This window comes from Sphingobacterium faecium (assembly GCF_003054045.1).
GTDB classification, from domain to species: domain Bacteria; phylum Bacteroidota; class Bacteroidia; order Sphingobacteriales; family Sphingobacteriaceae; genus Sphingobacterium; species Sphingobacterium faecium.
The window spans coordinates 380,382-397,990 of the sequence record NZ_QBKH01000003.1 but is presented as its reverse complement, the minus strand read 5'-3'; the positions used below and the strand labels follow the sequence as shown (position 1 = coordinate 397,990).

Sequence of the window (17,609 nt, the reverse complement as noted above, 5' to 3'; positions counted from 1 at the left end):
ATAAAAGACTAATAACGTGCCAAATATATCTTTGGAGACAAAGCAACTAAAAGAATACATTATGGTAATCTAAGAAATCTTTCCACAAAGGACAGTTGACTAGTTAAAACTACTCTAAATTCCTTTCCAAATGTTTGTAAAAAATTATCTGTGCTTTATTTTCCTCTTCTTGATCTTATTGGCAAACTCCTTTTTCTGATAATATTCGTCTAAATAGGCCAAAGTGGATAATTACAAAAATGAAATAATAACCTTCATAAAAATAGCCTATAGAAGATTATTTAATATGAATAGTATTTATTGGTTTTGTTTTTATGAAGTTCATTGATAAAATAGATATAAGCATAATGATAATACCCGTTATTTGTATTAACGTCAGGTTTTCCTTTAGCAGAAGATGTGCAGATAAATACTGCTATGGGTAAAAACGTCAAGGTTTTCTTTGTAAAAAATCGATAAAACGAATTGTAGAACCCTATACAATCAATAGTAAATAAAATTGATCAAAATATTTGGGTTTTTCACTTATACTTGAACTGAAGATTACTTACCATAATAAATACTTATATTTGATCATGAGCAATACCACTGCATTTTTACTATCTATTTTATGCGCCTTTACGGCTTTTCTGATCCTGGGTTTCAACTATTTTGCTTTATACCAATTACTCCCGATAGCTGTTTTTTACATTTTTCAACTGAAAGTTTTTTATAAAATAAAGCGCTCAGAAACAGCATCTTTTATATTCTATATACTCTCCATATTAATATTACTTGTATTTCCACTAACAGCACAAATTATGTGGTATTTTGACATTAATCATCTGGCTTCAAAATCTTCTACCAGCGGTTTACTTTTTGTCTGGCTTCCAATTTATGCAGTTCTTCCAGGAATCATAACCTGTTCACTCGCTTCGATAATTAGCAGAAAATCTGAAAAACAAATGAATAATTAAAAATACCAGATATAGATTTTTCTTGATTAGGAAAAGTAATTTGTCCTGATATTTTAAATTCTTCAACAAATTGGATTACGGCATATAACCTGTAGTAAAAGGAGCTTTTATCTTATTTTCGCCTGGACATAGTTATATTATGGCTCTAACTGTTATCATAACTCCGAGTTACTAGACTACATTTTAATAGAGTTCTTCTCAATAAGTTCAATTGATTAGACTAATTTTTCGTTTACTCTTCTTCTTCTTTTAAATACAGTCGAACATATTCTATAAACCTTTCTTCTATTGATCCAAAAGATTTAAAATCTTCTTTTGCCTGAATTAAACTAACTCTATTTGCACTACCTTCGTATGCAGGGTCTATAAACTGTACACCATCATCTTCCCAATAACAAACGAAGCAAAGTTGAAAAGTATTAACCTGCTTCATCACTTAAAGTTAAAGAGCCACAACAGGGGCAAGCATACTTTCTATTATTCTTATTTTCCATAAAGCTGTACTTGTTTTGGATTCACGTCTTGAACATCCTGTGCTTCCCCAATCTCTAAACCAAGATCTAACATGACACATTAAAAGCACATTTTATTAATGTTTATCATCTTCAAAAAAAAGTTTCTGCATCTACTATGCTATGGAAATGCAGGAACAATATGCCTATTTTACCTTCTCGGAATAGAAAACAATCTGATCAACAATATGGATGACACCATTGTTGGGAACAAGATTCGACGTACGGATTTGCCATTGTCTATTGGTTCCTTCATTGATGAGCCCAACATAGGTACCAGTATGGGATAGGTACATGATCTGATCATTTTCAGTCTGATATGCAATGGGCTTGTTTTTTGGAGACAACGCAGGATCATTAAAATTTACTACTGCTTTTACAATATGATATCGCAACATATCTTTCAGTATGGATATCGGTACTGTACCTATAGCGTCGTAATTATTTTCTTCTAAATATGCCTTAAACGCACGATTTGTGGGCAGAATGAAGGTCGATTTATCTGTACGTTCGTATAATCCTTCATCCTTAGCTAGCATAATTGCTTCTTTTAGGGAAGACAAAGAATCATTTTTTTGGATATAGGCCCATGCAGACATATTTAATTTGCTATTGTCTTCTGCGTAATCGTATTCAAAGCTGTCCTGTACTTCGCAACTAAAAAAAGTAACCAACACAGTAAAAATGCACAGAATAAAAGTAACGATATATTTGATCTTCTTCATATGATTATCTATAGAATTCATTTTGTTTCAAATTTGGATTTTTTAATAGTTCACCTTCGTGTATTGGCCACAGCAGATTTCGATTGTCCGAGAGGCCATTGATCGGTTTCATTATTGAAATTGCAGTTCCTGTACGTACAAGATCAAACCACCGATGTCCCTCGAAACAAAGCTCTATGGATCTTTCATGCAAAATACCAGTGAGTAAGCTTCCAAATTGGATGCTGGCGTTGTTTTGATCCAAAGCGGAAAGTCCTGCACGGATGCGGATACTGTTCAGTAAGTCCAATGCTTCAACGGTCTGGTTTAAATGGGCATGTGCTTCGGCCTTGAGTAAGACGATATCAGCTACTCTGGTTAATACAATATTGCCTGAGGAAGGTTCTGGGCTCTCATCATTAAATCCCTGACCAAAAAACTTCCATATCTTACGTGGCTGTACTTGAGATACATCGTAAATACGTGGTTTGCGAAGATCTCCAGGTTCGATAGACGCGATAAAAGATGTACTCGGTACATAGTCACTATCGGAACCCATGGCATACCATATCCGGAGATTATTGGTCTGTACTTCATTGTAGCCGACTTCAAAAATACTTTCGGCACTGCTTCCTTTCACAAAAATGTTATTCCAATCCTCGATCGATACCAATGTATATTGCGGATCCTCAAGCACTTTTTCGGACATTTCTATCGCCCGTGCATATTTCTTTTGCCACATGTATAGTTGCGTCAGAAAAGCATAAGCAGCTCCTTTGGTAATCAACACACGATTTCCGGCACCTGAATAATTCGCAGCGCAATTCTCCGTCGCTAGCATCAAATCTTCCTCCACCTTAGCCAATACTTCAGCCTCCGTATTCTTTTGGACAAACAGCTCTTGACCCAAACCCTCGTACGGCTCTATGACTAAAGGTACCTCTCCCCAGATCCGAACTAAGTAAAAATAAGCTAGTGCCCTCAACGCATGTGCCTGCCCGAGTAATTGTTTTTTAAGTTCGCTATCTTCAGCTCCAAATGCTTGGGGAATATATTTAATCGCGTAATTGGCTCGGGATATAACGGTGTAAAAATTATCCCACCGTGCTGAATTGATAATGGGCGTTAACGTATTTTGTTGCAGCGCGGCAGGGTCAGCGGCATGACGGGTCACGACATTATCTGCCCGGCCCTCGCCCCAATACGCATAATTCTGACGGAAAAGAGCTTGTAGACCATTATAGATTCCATTGACTCCGGCTTGGGCGTCACTGGGCTTTTTATAGTATCCTTCTCCAGAAAAATTACTAATAGGTTCCTTATCCAGCAACGAATTAGAACAACTGGTAACAGATAGAAAGAGAATAGACAAAAATGTATATTTAAACAATTTTTTCATCGTTATTTATTAAAGTCCAAAGATTAAACCAAACGTAAATGTGCGGCTTTGTGGGTAAGAGCCTTCATCCAATCCTACACGTAGACCAGAATAGGAATTGACATCGGGGTCAAAGCCAGTATATTTTGTCCAGGTGACCAAATTCGTAGCGGTAACAAAGGCATCCAACTTGCGCAGACCTATCCGTTTGCTCCAAGCAGAATCAAAAGAATATCTTAAATTGACGTTCTTTAATTTGAGGTACGAACCATCTTCAACCCATCTACTTTGGACTCTGCTATCGGACTGTTTTGGATCGTCCCGAATCAATCGGGGAAAATCTGTTTGATCTCCTTGCTCCCGCCACCGATTAAGGGCATCGGTAGATAGATTGTTGTAACGAACAATGGAGTTCCGTTGATGATTCAATTCGTTGTAAATCTGATTACCGACAGCATATTGAAAAAACACATTCAGATGAAAGTTCTTATAGCTAAAATCGTTAGAGATCCCACCAAAATATTTAGGTTCTGCATATCCGATAATTTCCCGGTCATTCTGATCGATAATTTTGTCATTGTTGACATCCTTCCAAATGGGGTCTCCACCTACAAATACAGCTCCGTTGGCTCCATTAGTTAGCTTGTTTGTATTGTCTTCATCACGAGCATACACGCCAAGAAAACTCCAACCATAAAATACCCCAATAGGCAATCCTTCTTTTAGTATATGGAAATTACCGTTTTGGATATGCCCATTAGTCAGTAGATTCTTCGGTAAAGAGGTCACTTTATTCCTATTCAAGCTTATGTTTACATTCGTGTTCCAACGAAACGCTCCTTCTAGATTACGGGTCTGTAGGCTAAATTCCAAGCCACGATTCTCAATCGATCCTATATTTTGTGTAATAAACTCAAAGCCAGAGGTTCCGGGGGTAGGCACATTATACAGCAAATCTTTTGTTTTCTTCAAGTAGGCATCTGTTGAAAACAGGATTCTATTATTAAAAAAACCAAGCTCTAAACCTAGATTATATTGATGGGTATTCTCCCAGGTGAGGCTCGGATTGGGCATCACTGTTGGCGCAGCGCCCGAAAAATCCAAATAGTTTGTCCCTAAGGTAAACTCTCCTCTTGAAGTGTAGTCACCGATGGCTTCATTTCCAGTACTTCCGAGACTAAAACGGAGCTTACCATCGCTCAGCCAGCCCAGATTTTTGATACTTTCTTCTTCCACAAAACGCCATCCTGCGGATGCAGAGGGAAAGAAACCAAACCGTCGTTCACGGCCAAAGCGGGAAGAACCGTCAGTACGAAGATTGAATTCTAACAAATATTTGCCCTCATAATCGTAAGTAACCCGACCAAAGTAAGAAAGCATGGCGTGTTCAGAAGCGACATTTACGCCTTGGTTCGAAATCACAGATGCACCATTAAGGGTACGGATATCATCGCTTGGAAAATATTCTCCATTGAGACCAGTCCGGTCATAACGCCATTTCTGAAAACTCATGCCCAATACCGCTCCAATATGGTGCTTATCCGCCACATTTTTTGTGTAAGTGAAGTAACTCTCATTTCCCCAAGTAAGATTTCCGGAAGATCGTACGGCACCGCTATTGTATCCTTCGCGGTAGTCCAATATAGATGGCATAAATTCATCTTCCTTCATTGAAATATAATCCAGATTTACATTGTTCCGGAATTTAAGATCCTTGTAAATATCAATTTCTAGATATTGGCTTCCAATGATACGATTGCTCTTATTGAGATTGGTTGAAAACAAAGCCATACCGACAGGATTACGCTGTCCAATCATATAGCCGTTCAGTGATCCATCAGGCAAGTACATCGACATATTTGGTGGTCTTATCAATAAACTCCTGATAATACTCAAATTCCCGGAGCCAGCAGCATTCGTTCGATTGTTCACCGCATTTGTATAGGAAATGCTCTGCCCTATCCTCACGCGATCTGAAATCGTAAAATCAACATTCAGTCGCGAGGTAAACCGTTTATAATTCGAATTCAATATGACTCCATCTTGATCCAAATAGGAAGAACTCCATGCGTATTTTGTTCCTTCATTACCTCCTCTTACAGAGAGATCTAACTTATACTGTTTTGCGGTACGCATCAACTCATCCTGCCAGTCTACATCACCATTGTTCATGGGGTTGAGGGAATCGATAATTGTATAGAAAGGATCTTCTGGGATTGTCATCCCACGATAAGAGTCCAATACTGCTTCTCGATACTGTCTGGCATTAAGAACACTGAGTTTTCGCGTCAACGAACTTACCCCTGCATTTGCATTCAATATCACTTCCGGCTTACCTGCTGCACCTCGTTTGGTTGTAATCATCACGACTCCATTGGCAGCCCGAGATCCATAAATTGCTGTAGATGCGGCATCTTTTAGTATTTCAATCGAGGCGATATCGCTTGGATTGATATCCGCCATTGGATTGAGACCTGAATTTTCGGTGCCATTTAAAGAAGAAATAGAATTGGATTCAAGAGGAATACCATCCACAACAAAAAGCGGATTATTACCCGAGTTCAGCGAAGAACTTCCCCGGACACGTATACTCATCTCTCCACCAGGTGCTCCCGAATTGGAGGATACCTGCACACCAGCAGCGCGTCCTTGTAAAATGGAAATAGGATCCTGTAACGTTGTTTTCTCAATTTCAGCAGCACCTACAGAAACAATAGCTCCTGTTAGATTCCGCTTTTTCTGACGGCCATATCCCACCACAACAGTTTCTTCGATCATATTGGAAACAGCAACTAAAGCTATCGTATAGCTTGTACGCGAATCTATTTTTATCGTCTGACTTGAATAACCCACAAATGAAAAAGTAAGCGACTGTCCTATTGTCCCATTTTCTAATATAAAACCACCCTGCTTATCCGTCGTTATGGTCGTGCCATTTTTATCTTCAAGCTTTACAGTAACCCCGAGTAAAGGTGTTTTTGCGACCGCATCGATCACTTTGCCGATGATCGTTTTTTGCTGCGCTATTGCACCGGCAGGAATTATCAATAGGACATGCAAAAAAAACAAGGATGGTACATAATACGACAACCATAGCTTACATTGGGTAGCATTAAATTTCATACGAAGGTTTTAAGTTTATATCATCTCTAAATTGTCGATAATGATTAATAAAAAGTATTTTAATGAAAACATTTACATTAAAAAATTAACCATGATCAAATAATTAACGACGGAAAAAAAACTATAGTATATGGAGCAATGCTTTTTGTAACATTATTGTTATAATGATGGGTTTCATGCTCCTAAACCAAGACTAAAAAAAATTCGTCTGGTTGTGCAGAAAGATATTCTAACTTATCGAATGGCTGACACCTTGCGTCGTAATCCACTATCCCTTGGTTCAACTGTTATTGTAAAATGGTAAAATTTGGTCTTTTAGTTGTAATTCAAAATTAGAATGCCAGTATCAGTTGGGACGATAGTCCTAATCAAAGATTAGCTGATTCAATGTACTTTCTTAGAGTTTATTTTAAAACTTGAGTGTCCCTAAAGAATCTTATACTTACTGATCATATCATAATTACATTTTCCAACTTCCAATCGACATCATAGAGTATTAATTGAAAAACTAAAGAAGCCCATAAATTAATACTCGTACGGAATATTCTGATTTCTTTATCGATGTGGTATTGTTGTTATGGCATCCTATATTGAACTTTAGCATCTTTGAATTGTTATTATTGTAAAGCATAATTATGGAAGAATATAATAGTCTGGAGTCTCGTATCTCGCTATATGATAAATACTATGGCTTTATTGAAAATCCTGATGATTTCAATTTTGAGTACAACCCACATCGGCTAATAGTCAAAAATTATGCTTTGCGAACGAAGGACCGCAATAGTTATTATAAATACCTAGATGAATACTTTTCTCACTTTACGAAAATCGAGTTAAACAATTTTGATTATGAAGTCAGGTATATCAGGCAATTTGACCATGCTGAGTTATTGGCATGGCTCTCGACAAACAATGTGAAAGTTTTAGAATCAGATATTTCCTTTGAAGATCCTGATGCAATTTTTAAAATGATATCTGTTTCAAATTCTGAAAGCCCGACTCTATATACGTTAGAAGGTGAAGATTATATTCTTAACCGCATATTACCAAGGGATTTGATTAAATCACCAAATAAAACGTGGATCAATATTAAAAAAATTTAAATACTTGGTATCTATGAAGTTCAATTTTGTTTCATCAGCTTGAAAATATTAAAAAGAATTATAGTGAGATCCAAAAAAGATCACTCTACTACATTGCGATGATCAAAATACCTTATTTTATCTCAAGTTCGATAACTTCATCTGATCTCAATAATATCCGCACAGGTCAATGCCGAACTTAGCTTACTACGCTCATGTGTAATTTGAAATTTAAACTAATTATTGAGCAACAGTTCTAATATTTTACAAAAAATAAAAATTGATTCTTTTTGAAAAAATATTTTGATTATAAATAATTTTCACTTACCTTTGTGATAGAATCAAGCATGATTGTGGGATGTTAAAGATAGTAGGTATTTCCTATCTTGCTTTTCTTCACCTATCGATTGCTAATTTTTGTTATTCATAAAAAGTGCGCAGTACTCTTAGAGCTTGACTCCAATCAACCTTCAAATTACACACCTCCTTTTTCTTTCTAGCAGATCGATTAACTTCTGTAAGTCATATTGGATGACTTTACAAAAGTTCAGATTTAAATAATTTTCAATAAAAACAATAATATAATGCAACAAGGAACAGTAAAATTCTTCAACGTTACCAAAGGTTTCGGTTTTATTACACCAGCAAACGGTGGTCAGGACGTATTTGTACATTCAACTGGTTTAATGGATGACATTCGCGAAAACGAAAGTGTTACTTACGAAGTAGAAAACGGTCAAAAAGGTGTTAACGCATTCAATGTGCGCATAGCAAGATAAAAGAATTCGAGAATTATTCTAATTCTTGTTATTTTTGATGTAGTAATTAGCTAAATGCTAATTAACTACATTTTTTTTTGCATTTAAACCTCCCATCCAAAATCATTCTATGATCGCGTAATGATTGGCATTTAATACATAAACCTGCAATATTGCCAAAAAATATTTCTCCAATTAATTTTACCTCCACATCTGCGTGATCATTCTAAAAAGCAAAAACAAGGATCGATTCTAAGCATAACTAGTTTTTAAATTACTTTGAGGGTGTATTATCATGTCGATTGATTCACTATCATATTGTAAAATCCATCCTAAAGATTAAAATTAACAATTCATTTTTGAATTATGTACGGCAACCACTTGCCTGTGGGTGGCATGATGAAACTGGTGTACTTAATCATCTGCCTCATTCCATTTTTCTTTATTTTTTTCAGTGAACTACCTCAGGTAGCCAAACATAGTGAGCTTATAAATACCTATAAAACAAAAACGAATGAATAAACCAACGATGCATTAAGTTTAGAACAGGTGCTGATGAAATTGATGTACTGATTATAAAAGATATATCACCAAATGCACAATGCCAATACACAATTTGGGCTTGACCATATTACAAGTATATATTAAATTTGGTGATAGGTTAAAGCTAGAGAGAAAAGTTTAAAGAGAGACCAATGATACTGTTGGTGATACCTTTGCTACGATGAACCCCTTTATCCGAAATCTATAATTGAGAACATATCCTCAATACTAGCATTAACGGACGGTATCATTAATTCCAATATCAAAATCAACTCTGAATTTTATAAAAAGGGTTCAGTTATAATGGGTACAACCGAACCCTTTTTTATAAAGTTTGTGAGATTTTTATAAATAAAACTATCGAAACTTCAATAAAGTTTTTTTTGTACTCTTAAGAAACTCATCCATGTTAAAACAGTATCGTTTATATACTTTTTGTTGTCGACAAAAATAGGATAACTCACCTTCTCCGTTATTCAGTCCAATGTAATACGTAGGTGTAGGTGTGCCCCTCAAATGAAATTTAAAGTCAGAAAAATACGTATCCAAATCCTCATGATATGACAACATTTCCTCTTGATTAAAGAAAAACGATCGCTCGTAACCGAGATCTCGCAATTCAGAAATGGATTTATCTTCATCATTCAAGACATCTAAATTTTTGACAGCTAATAAATCCTCAGCATCATCAAACCACTCTGCAACTTCAGTAATATCCCACTGCCAGTCAAGAATATATTCTACTATATTATTTAATTCATAACATAGTCGTATGATACCCCAAACTTCATTGGTAGGCAGCTCTTCTTTGTAAGGACTTTCTTTCCTTTCAAGATGAAAATACAATTTACCACAATTCATTTTTTTTACTTATTTTTTATCAATTTTTTTGTATTCTGAAGTAGTCATAAAACCATCTTTTAACCAACCTCTAACCATACTACCACTTCCATCTTTCATATCTGAATAGGGAATAGGGTAACCATGCCAACCATCAACATTATCAAATTGAACTTCATATATTTTTCCGTATATATATATCCATATCGCTACTTACCGAACTGAGTTAAGGCAATCTCTCAATAACATTCCGCCTTGATCAATCATCTTTACTGGATTATTCGCAGAGTATTGATGGGGACTAAGCGAAACCTAATTCGGCAGCACTAGTCTTGATTATGGAAATACTAGTGATGCGCGAATACGAAAAGAAACAGGTCTTACGCTTATCAGAGAATAACCTTGTTGGCATAGTAAAGCATACGCTTTTTAAGATTGGTATATGTACTGGTCTGCATCTCGATGATGATCTCCTCGCCTGTACTGCGCTGGACAACAAGGTCAAACATAACTTTGCCAATGTCTTCAGCCGAAACGATGCGTGCAGTATCTAGATACGTAAGATCTGTGAGGGTCTTACGACTGCGAAAGATGATGTTAAGAAAATTGATTAGGTTGATCTTGTGTCCGAATAATCGTTTGAATCCTTCATCGTTGGTAGGGTCAATAAGTACGGTTTTTGAATGGGCTAACATAATTTTTGTGGTTTGCTTAAAAAATTAATTACATAAAGCAATTATGATCAAACTATCTACCCCTATCTTTGCTGTAGCGATATAACTCTTTCTCCGAGTATTCTACTAACGATCCATTTTCATAGCGATTGCCAAAAGAAGTGTATTGTAAAAAGACAGTATCCTGATCATCCCCAAATGTGTAATCTGAACGTTTAATTTCACCTTTTACAGGTTGCCAATCAAGTAATTCATGTTTCCATAATTTCTTAAAATTATTATTGGAAATATCACCGCATTCAACAATAAGTTTTCCTGGCTCCACACGATAGAGCACGACAACCCGGGCATCCTCAAAATAATATGACCGGATAGGTTCTTCTTCAAGTAATAGTTCAACAACAGCACCTGAATATTGTAATTGTAGGTTAGCCTTATTCACCATATATACCTTTTGCGAGGTGCAGTAATAGAGCTTATCATGCGTGAATCTGATCTCAGAAAAATAGGGAGGTAATTTTTGGGGCCCGTTTAATGAAACCAATACGTGAGAAAGCTCTCGTTCTTTAGGGAATATAATCACTGCGCCGATACTCTTGTCTTCCTGCTCGGAACTTTCTTGATCAAAATTTGTTTTTTGTCCTAAATAGATCGTAGCAGAATGGTTTTCCTCCTGATTGCCGGCAGAAACACCTATACGCTGTACCAAAAACTTGGAAGTAAGTTCTCCTGGAGCATCTATGATCTTCTTGTATTTTACCGTCCTGTGCTTCTGATCAAGATAAGCTACAAAAATTTTAGTGTCGTTACTACCATAAAGTATTATGTAGTCCCGTATTGCATTATAATCCTGTAATATGATTCGGAAATTTCGCAGCTCGGGTAATATTTCAATGTATTTGGTCCGGATTTCATCCGATATTGTTTCAAGTTTGGTTTTAGGAATTTCAGGTTCCGGTCTATCCTTACTACAGGAGGATATCAGCATTGCAATGAATATAAACAGCGTTAAAACAGGTTTCATAATATGAAAATAATAGACAGTTTTAAATAAAGATTTTGTTGTGTAAAAATTTATTTAAATATAGTTTTTTTTCACAGCTCAGGGATAATTAGTTTTGCGAAAAATAAAACATGGACAGATTTCACTCCTTCCCCAAGCAATTGAAATTATGGAGAAATATAAATATTATAGCAGATACTTTGCCCGAGTGTCCTTACTACGTATAAAATCCAATTATAAAAATGAACAATACTTGAAAATTGAGTGATGACTACCATCAGTAAAAAAGGCCATATGTGCTGTAATATCACCACAATCTAACAAATCCGTTCCTCTCAAGTATATATATTTGTAGCTACAAACGGTACTAATTTAACGAGTTATGAGGATCAATACTGTAAAGGATATCAAAAGCCTATAAAACAGAATAATTTAACATCTTAATTTTTGTGAAATTTATAGATTATTTGAGGCTTACACTTGGTTCATGAAATTTATATTTCTTTTGCTTCAGTTCACTCATATTATAACTATATAACAAATGAAATAGAACATATTATAGTTTCTATTTTGTTATAGAGATGATATATAACAAATACCAAAATGGGAAGGCTTCAAAAACAGGGAACTTTACCGGGTACTAAAACTCCGGAAGAATTTTTTTGAAACGTAAAAGGAATTTCCTTCATTCCTTTTACGTTTCAAACCCTTGAAAACCAAAATACTAAATTCTTAACAGCCCCCAGCAATTAGATACTTTCTATATTCATAAATTAAAATCTTATAAATCCCCTAGATTTTGGATCGTACTAATGTATTTCAGTATCATCGCTTCATATAAAAAATGACCGATAGTATTTTTTATATAAACCAGTCCCTACAAAAATTTCATTGCCATCAATTTCTAACTTAATACTCCTATTATCAATAGAGAATATTCCTCGATGATCGACTGCATAAATCTTTTAGATATTTTTGTAGTTCTTCAGGGGTTGACCAAGATTTTTTTCACACCAAAATCATTATTCTAAATAGCAATACTATAAATTTAAATTTCTTTACTTTTATATTTCTGATAAGCATCTCTTATATAGATCTCTAATTCATCAGTTTTGCAGTCTAAAAAATAAGAAGACAAAGATATTGGCGTTCCGTATGAATTAGCACTCAATCTTAACCACCATGACTTAAGTCTACCAAATTGATTAATGTATTCGTTTGGTTTTTCAATATCTATCAATAAGATGGTAAGAGAACGAATATTTACTTTTCTTATTGCAACAATCTCATTCCATGTAATGAGATATCCTGAGAGGATACTGGAATAATCCATTATTCCCTCTTCATTAATTATTAGACCTTTTTTATTGAAATAAACCTTCAATAAAACAACCATGAGAATGCCGCACATTAAAAATGTTAAAATACCAATCAGTCTTGCTAAAATTGGACGATTTAAAAATGTAGACATTTCATCAGGATATAAAATTGTATAAATACCCAATAAAAAAAATGCAAAACTCCCAATGAAAAATAAAAACAATTTTCCCTTCAATAATTTAATTTCCATAATTTAATTCATTAAATCAAAATAACCACCTACAATCCATTCTCCAAATTTTGCTCCTTTTTCACTTCCATCGTAAGCTCCAGCTGCTTCTATAACTACTGAACCTCTAATAACCCCAGGGGCCTCTATAATTCAACGGAGGCACCCCAAACTGGTTCCTCAACTTCCACCTACACCACCTACAATTATTCCTCAGCTAGTTCTTACAACTGCAAGTGAAGTGTTTTTGGCATACGGAGCACTTTGAGAGTAAGTATTCAAAAACTGAAATTACAGCGATAGCATTTGATAATCCATTACGTTTTTTAAGTGATTTTGTTTCAACATCTTTGGTAAAACTGGTTTCAAGACTTATTCTAAACATAACTAGCACTTGGTCTTATTGTATGCATAAAACTTTAGACACATTAGGAGAGTTTTTAAGACCTTCCGTTGAACCTGAAAGAATATCTGCACCTTTACCAATGCTCTTTTTTAATTAAGTTAATTATTATTTCGATTACTCAACATTAAATAATTTACCTGATGTATTAATATTCCCTGCCACAGTTCGAAGTGCAATTTCACCAGTTTTTAAATCTATAATTATTCACTTTGAATATAAATATCTATTTTTTTTATAATTTTAACAATCCAGTATAATAATCCCTATTCTAAAACAATATTGCCTTGCTATTAGAGACTATGGAACAGTCAAATTTTATCGAATCCTTACTAAAGGATTCAATATTTAAAGAATTATTAAAAGAGTCAACTCAATTTCCTTTTCATAAGCACAAAGATATATTTCAGGAGGTGTATGATAACAGATATGAATTGACTGCTATGAATATTGGAAGATTTCATTTTGAAAAGGGTCACTTAAGCGTATCTAACAGTACTTCCTTATCATTTAGAAGTCCTGAAGCCATCATCAAATTAGTAACAAAGGATTTAGTTTTTTATCAGAACCCATATGAATCTTTTGGCAAAAATGTCAACTTCTTTGCGTTACCAGCAAATGAGGATGGTAGTGTAGAAGTACGAGGAATAGTCGGAAAATATTACTATCTTGATAAAGAATTAGATATAAAAATAAAAATATATGGCGGTATAGTATGTTATATATCTATTTTAGTATTTAAAGTATAATAACTTCTATTTTATGATTTTTTTAAGGTCTAGATTGTATTGGATAATACCTGTTTTACTTTTTATTGGATTGAATATCTACAGCTATTATTCATCTGAAATTAAAGGTATAGGCTTTCCCTTTTTATTCTTAGAATTTGGAAGTAATAATGGCCTGCAAGGTACTTCGATCAACATAGAATTCATACCTAGCAACATTTTACTAGACATATTTATTTTTATCTCGACTGTGTTATTTTTTTATTATTTTGTGAAATTAACAAAAAGAAAATCAAATTAGTAAAAAGCACCATTCTATCCTTGGTTTTTACAGGTTTTGGAAGTAAATTACTTCATATGACTTAACATAAAAAGACTTTATTTTCCTCAAAGGATAACATCGAAGAAAAAATTAACGCCTTGCCTAAAATTTCCTACGACGGTTATCCAAGTGGTATTTACAATTTGACCGAATTTTTAAAAGACGACATTATAGAAATACGAGAAACGGCTTGCACAACAATAATACACCTTTTCAAAAAGATTAATAGAAAAAAGGATATTACGGCAGTCTCAAATAGGCTGATATTTCAGAAAGTGATATTGACTTTTACGAGACCAATTTTGCAAAGGAACTACATGTAGAATTGTTAGCAATCAGTTCATTAAAAGGAAGTGGTTATGTAAGAGGAAAAGCGGTTAAAAAACTCTCACAGGCTGACGCCAAAAGTACCATTCAATTTTTGATATATCGTTTAACTGATTGGGTTTTATCGCTTAATCAAAGTGCTCAAAACGGATTATAAAGCTATAAAACAATCGATTACTTGAAACAGCTTAATTGAAAATTCGCCTACTTTATTCATCCAGTAAAAGATTGTATTGTACTTTAGAAAATATTCACATAATCAGAAAAATACATATATTAATTTAATGAGAGAAATTCCTTAAAAATACTAGTTACTATTTTTATGAAAGTTTTATTATTATTGTATTTAAATATATTTTATTGGCGGCGATTAAAGAATTAGCGGGACAAACGCTATGGTACGGAGTGAGTAGTATTGGAGCGAAATTCCTCAACTATTTATTGACACCTATCCTCACTTATTTAATGGCTGATACCTCTGGTGTACGCGATTATGGTGGTTATAGTTTACTTTATTCATGGATAGCAGTCACTAATATCATATTTACTTATGGATTTGAAACAGGATATTTCCGATTTTCGAATAAACACAATATTTGCCGCCAATTACTATTCCAAACAGCATTCGGTTCTATAATAATCAGCACAGCTTTATTTATAATTATTTTATCATTTTTCAAAGTTTCCATTAATAACTTCATGAATCTAGAGGGACATCCAGAATACATATTATGGTGTCTTTGTCTGATTGGATTAGATGCCTTGTGTACAATACCTTTTGCTAAACTTCGACAAGAAAATCGACCAAAGAAATATGCATTAATAAAGTTAGCGGGTATTATTGTTAATATTATCTTCACATTATTTTTTTTAGTATGGTTGCCTCAGAATAATAAAAATAATTTTAACGATTCGATCATCCAATGGTTAAATAACCAAAATCGTATAGGCCTTCTACTAATTGCGAATATTTTACAAAATTTTATTGTTTTTCTTATGCTATTTTCAGAGTGGAAGAATTTTAAATTTAAAATAGATATAAAATTATGGATAAAGCTTTTTAAATACAGTGCACCTATGATTTTTATTGGATTGGCTGGTATGATAAATGAAGTTATGGATCGTCAGATGTTGGCCAAACTGCTACCTGCAAATATCGATGCGCAAAAAGTAGTAGGTATATATGCTGCAAATTATAAACTAGCAATATTTATTACCTTATTTATACAAGCATTTAAAATGGCTGCTGAACCATTTTTCTTCAATCAATCAAGAGAGGCTAATGCTCCTATTGTATATGCAAGAGTAATGAAGTGGTTTGTAATTATTCTATCTTTGGCATTTCTTTTTTCAGCACTGTATCTTGACATTTGGCAATATCTGATCGGTGCACCTTACCGTTCAGGTTTGGATATAGTACCTATCCTTTTATGTGCTAATATTTGTTTAGGCATTTATTATAACTTATCTGTTTGGTATAAATTAACTGATCGCATGCAAATGGGATTATATATTACAGTGTTTGGTACAATTATAACGTTGGTCGGTAATTATATCTTTATACCTCATTGGGGCATTTATGCAGCTGCCTGGACTACTCTACTTTGTTATGCTTCAATGATGATTTTAACTTATTTAATAGGTCAAAAAATTTATTTCATACCTTATCAAGTAAAGAGGATAGTCCTGTATCTGTGTATGATGCTTATATGTTTCCTTCTAAAAATGTACTTTGATCACCTATCTCTTTCCTTCAGTAATAACTTACAAATGCTAACCAGGTTGCCCGTAGCTACAATCTTATTTCTATCTTACATCCTGTTAATTATAAAAATTGAACGTAAGGAATTGAAAGAAATGCCTTTAATTAGAAAATTTGTTCCCTGATTTAATATTAAAAATTTTATAAAAACGTATTACCATCACTTGCGATTAAGCCCTTTCATTAATTACATACTCTTTGCTAGTATTAATTGTGTTGAGCAAAAAAAAGTAGTTAATGGTCACACTTACTCTTAATAATTGATCAAATGATTGTTAATTTTAGTTATGAAAAATTATATACTTGTTTACTTAATAGCAGCCTACTTGGTCTTTCCTATATTAATAACTTCTGATTATTGGTATCGCATCTATATGGGGGACTATACTTATTATTCAACCAGGTATGCGTCTTCAATCGAATATTGGAATGTGATTAGACCTAATTTTTTAGTAGCAGGATCTTTATTCCTAATAGTAAGCCTATTGCCTTTTCACTTTATCGAAAAGTATCTTATAACTACAAAAGAGATCGTTAATTTTTGGATCAGGAGTATCCTATTTGTCATTTATAATATTCTTGTTATTGTGATTACAGGATATGGTGGTATTTTGACTTTGCAACTTAGTGAGGGTAATATACCTGTTTGGCTTAACATTATTTTTTGGTCTATGTGTATAAGATTAATTTTTAAAGTATTTTCAGCTGATTTAAAGTATTCTATAATTGAATATGAATAAATTGACTATTCTTATTCAATTATAGAATACTCTCGGGATAGCTAACAGCGCGGTCCTCTTTGCAATTTTTTTTGCATCTTAAGATGGTTGAAACTGGCTAACTACATGCCATTGGTCGATTGATCATACCATTAGTCTATAGCAAACCAGGTTTGAAAATGCAATTCTACTTATTCGTCAATGAACACTGAATAATGATTAGTTC

General features: G+C 34.0%; 12 protein-coding genes. 4 read left to right on the top strand and 8 right to left on the bottom strand.

Annotated features, from left to right (window positions below):
• Positions 1 to 1,188 precede the first annotated feature (1,188 nt).
• The 4 genes from C8N37_RS09795 to C8N37_RS09780 form a co-directional block, all read right to left on the bottom strand.
• Complete coding sequence (locus tag C8N37_RS09795; protein ID WP_211322223.1) at positions 1,189 to 1,389, bottom strand: CPCC family cysteine-rich protein; 201 nt, start codon at positions 1,387 to 1,389, stop codon at positions 1,189 to 1,191.
• Positions 1,390 to 1,614: 225 nt separating this feature from the next.
• Positions 1,615 to 2,193 (bottom strand): fasciclin domain-containing protein, encoded by a 579-nt coding sequence (locus C8N37_RS09790; RefSeq protein WP_244914386.1) that lies wholly within the window; start codon positions 2,191 to 2,193, stop codon positions 1,615 to 1,617.
• Positions 2,194 to 2,197: 4 nt separating this feature from the next.
• A complete protein-coding gene (locus C8N37_RS09785) occupies positions 2,198 to 3,571 on the bottom strand; it encodes a RagB/SusD family nutrient uptake outer membrane protein (RefSeq protein ID WP_108158744.1) in 1,374 nt (457 codons plus the stop codon).
• A 9-nt stretch (positions 3,572 to 3,580) separates the two neighbouring features.
• Positions 3,581 to 6,673, bottom strand: coding sequence for a SusC/RagA family TonB-linked outer membrane protein (locus C8N37_RS09780; protein ID WP_108158743.1), 3,093 nt, complete (start codon positions 6,671 to 6,673; stop codon positions 3,581 to 3,583).
• Between the two features lie 635 nt (positions 6,674 to 7,308).
• Between C8N37_RS09780 and C8N37_RS09775 the strand changes: the two genes are divergently transcribed.
• Both C8N37_RS09775 and C8N37_RS09770 read left to right on the top strand, forming a co-directional pair.
• A complete protein-coding gene (locus C8N37_RS09775; RefSeq protein ID WP_108158742.1) occupies positions 7,309 to 7,776 on the top strand; it encodes a hypothetical protein in 468 nt (155 codons plus the stop codon).
• A 563-nt stretch (positions 7,777 to 8,339) separates the two neighbouring features.
• Positions 8,340 to 8,534, top strand: coding sequence for a cold-shock protein (locus C8N37_RS09770; protein ID WP_108158741.1), 195 nt, complete (start codon positions 8,340 to 8,342; stop codon positions 8,532 to 8,534).
• 879 nt (positions 8,535 to 9,413) lie between these two features.
• On the opposite strand, the gene C8N37_RS09765 is transcribed toward C8N37_RS09770, so the two are convergent.
• The 4 genes from C8N37_RS09765 to C8N37_RS09750 all read right to left on the bottom strand — a co-directional run bounded on the left by C8N37_RS09765 (position 9,414) and on the right by C8N37_RS09750 (position 13,143).
• Entirely contained in the window at positions 9,414 to 9,917 is a 504-nt protein-coding gene (locus tag C8N37_RS09765; RefSeq protein ID WP_108158740.1) for a hypothetical protein, read from the bottom strand.
• 368 nt (positions 9,918 to 10,285) lie between these two features.
• Positions 10,286 to 10,591 carry a PD-(D/E)XK nuclease family transposase gene (locus C8N37_RS09760; protein WP_108158739.1) on the bottom strand — a complete coding sequence of 102 codons (306 nt, stop codon included), beginning with the start codon at positions 10,589 to 10,591 and terminating at the stop codon, positions 10,286 to 10,288.
• 52 nt (positions 10,592 to 10,643) lie between these two features.
• Positions 10,644 to 11,594: a hypothetical protein gene (locus C8N37_RS09755; protein ID WP_108158738.1), complete on the bottom strand. Its 951-nt coding sequence runs from the start codon at positions 11,592 to 11,594 to the stop codon at positions 10,644 to 10,646.
• Positions 11,595 to 12,621: 1,027 nt separating this feature from the next.
• Positions 12,622 to 13,143 carry an STM3941 family protein gene (locus C8N37_RS09750; protein ID WP_108158737.1) on the bottom strand — a complete coding sequence of 174 codons (522 nt, stop codon included), beginning with the start codon at positions 13,141 to 13,143 and terminating at the stop codon, positions 12,622 to 12,624.
• Between the two features lie 684 nt (positions 13,144 to 13,827).
• Here C8N37_RS09750 and C8N37_RS09745 point away from each other — a divergent pair.
• Both C8N37_RS09745 and C8N37_RS09735 read left to right on the top strand, forming a co-directional pair.
• Complete coding sequence (locus C8N37_RS09745) at positions 13,828 to 14,274, top strand: hypothetical protein (protein WP_108158736.1); 447 nt, start codon at positions 13,828 to 13,830, stop codon at positions 14,272 to 14,274.
• A gap of 988 nt (positions 14,275 to 15,262) precedes the next feature.
• Positions 15,263 to 16,789 carry an oligosaccharide flippase family protein gene (locus C8N37_RS09735; RefSeq protein ID WP_108158734.1) on the top strand — a complete coding sequence of 509 codons (1,527 nt, stop codon included), beginning with the start codon at positions 15,263 to 15,265 and terminating at the stop codon, positions 16,787 to 16,789.
• Positions 16,790 to 17,609: the final 820 nt, after the last annotated feature.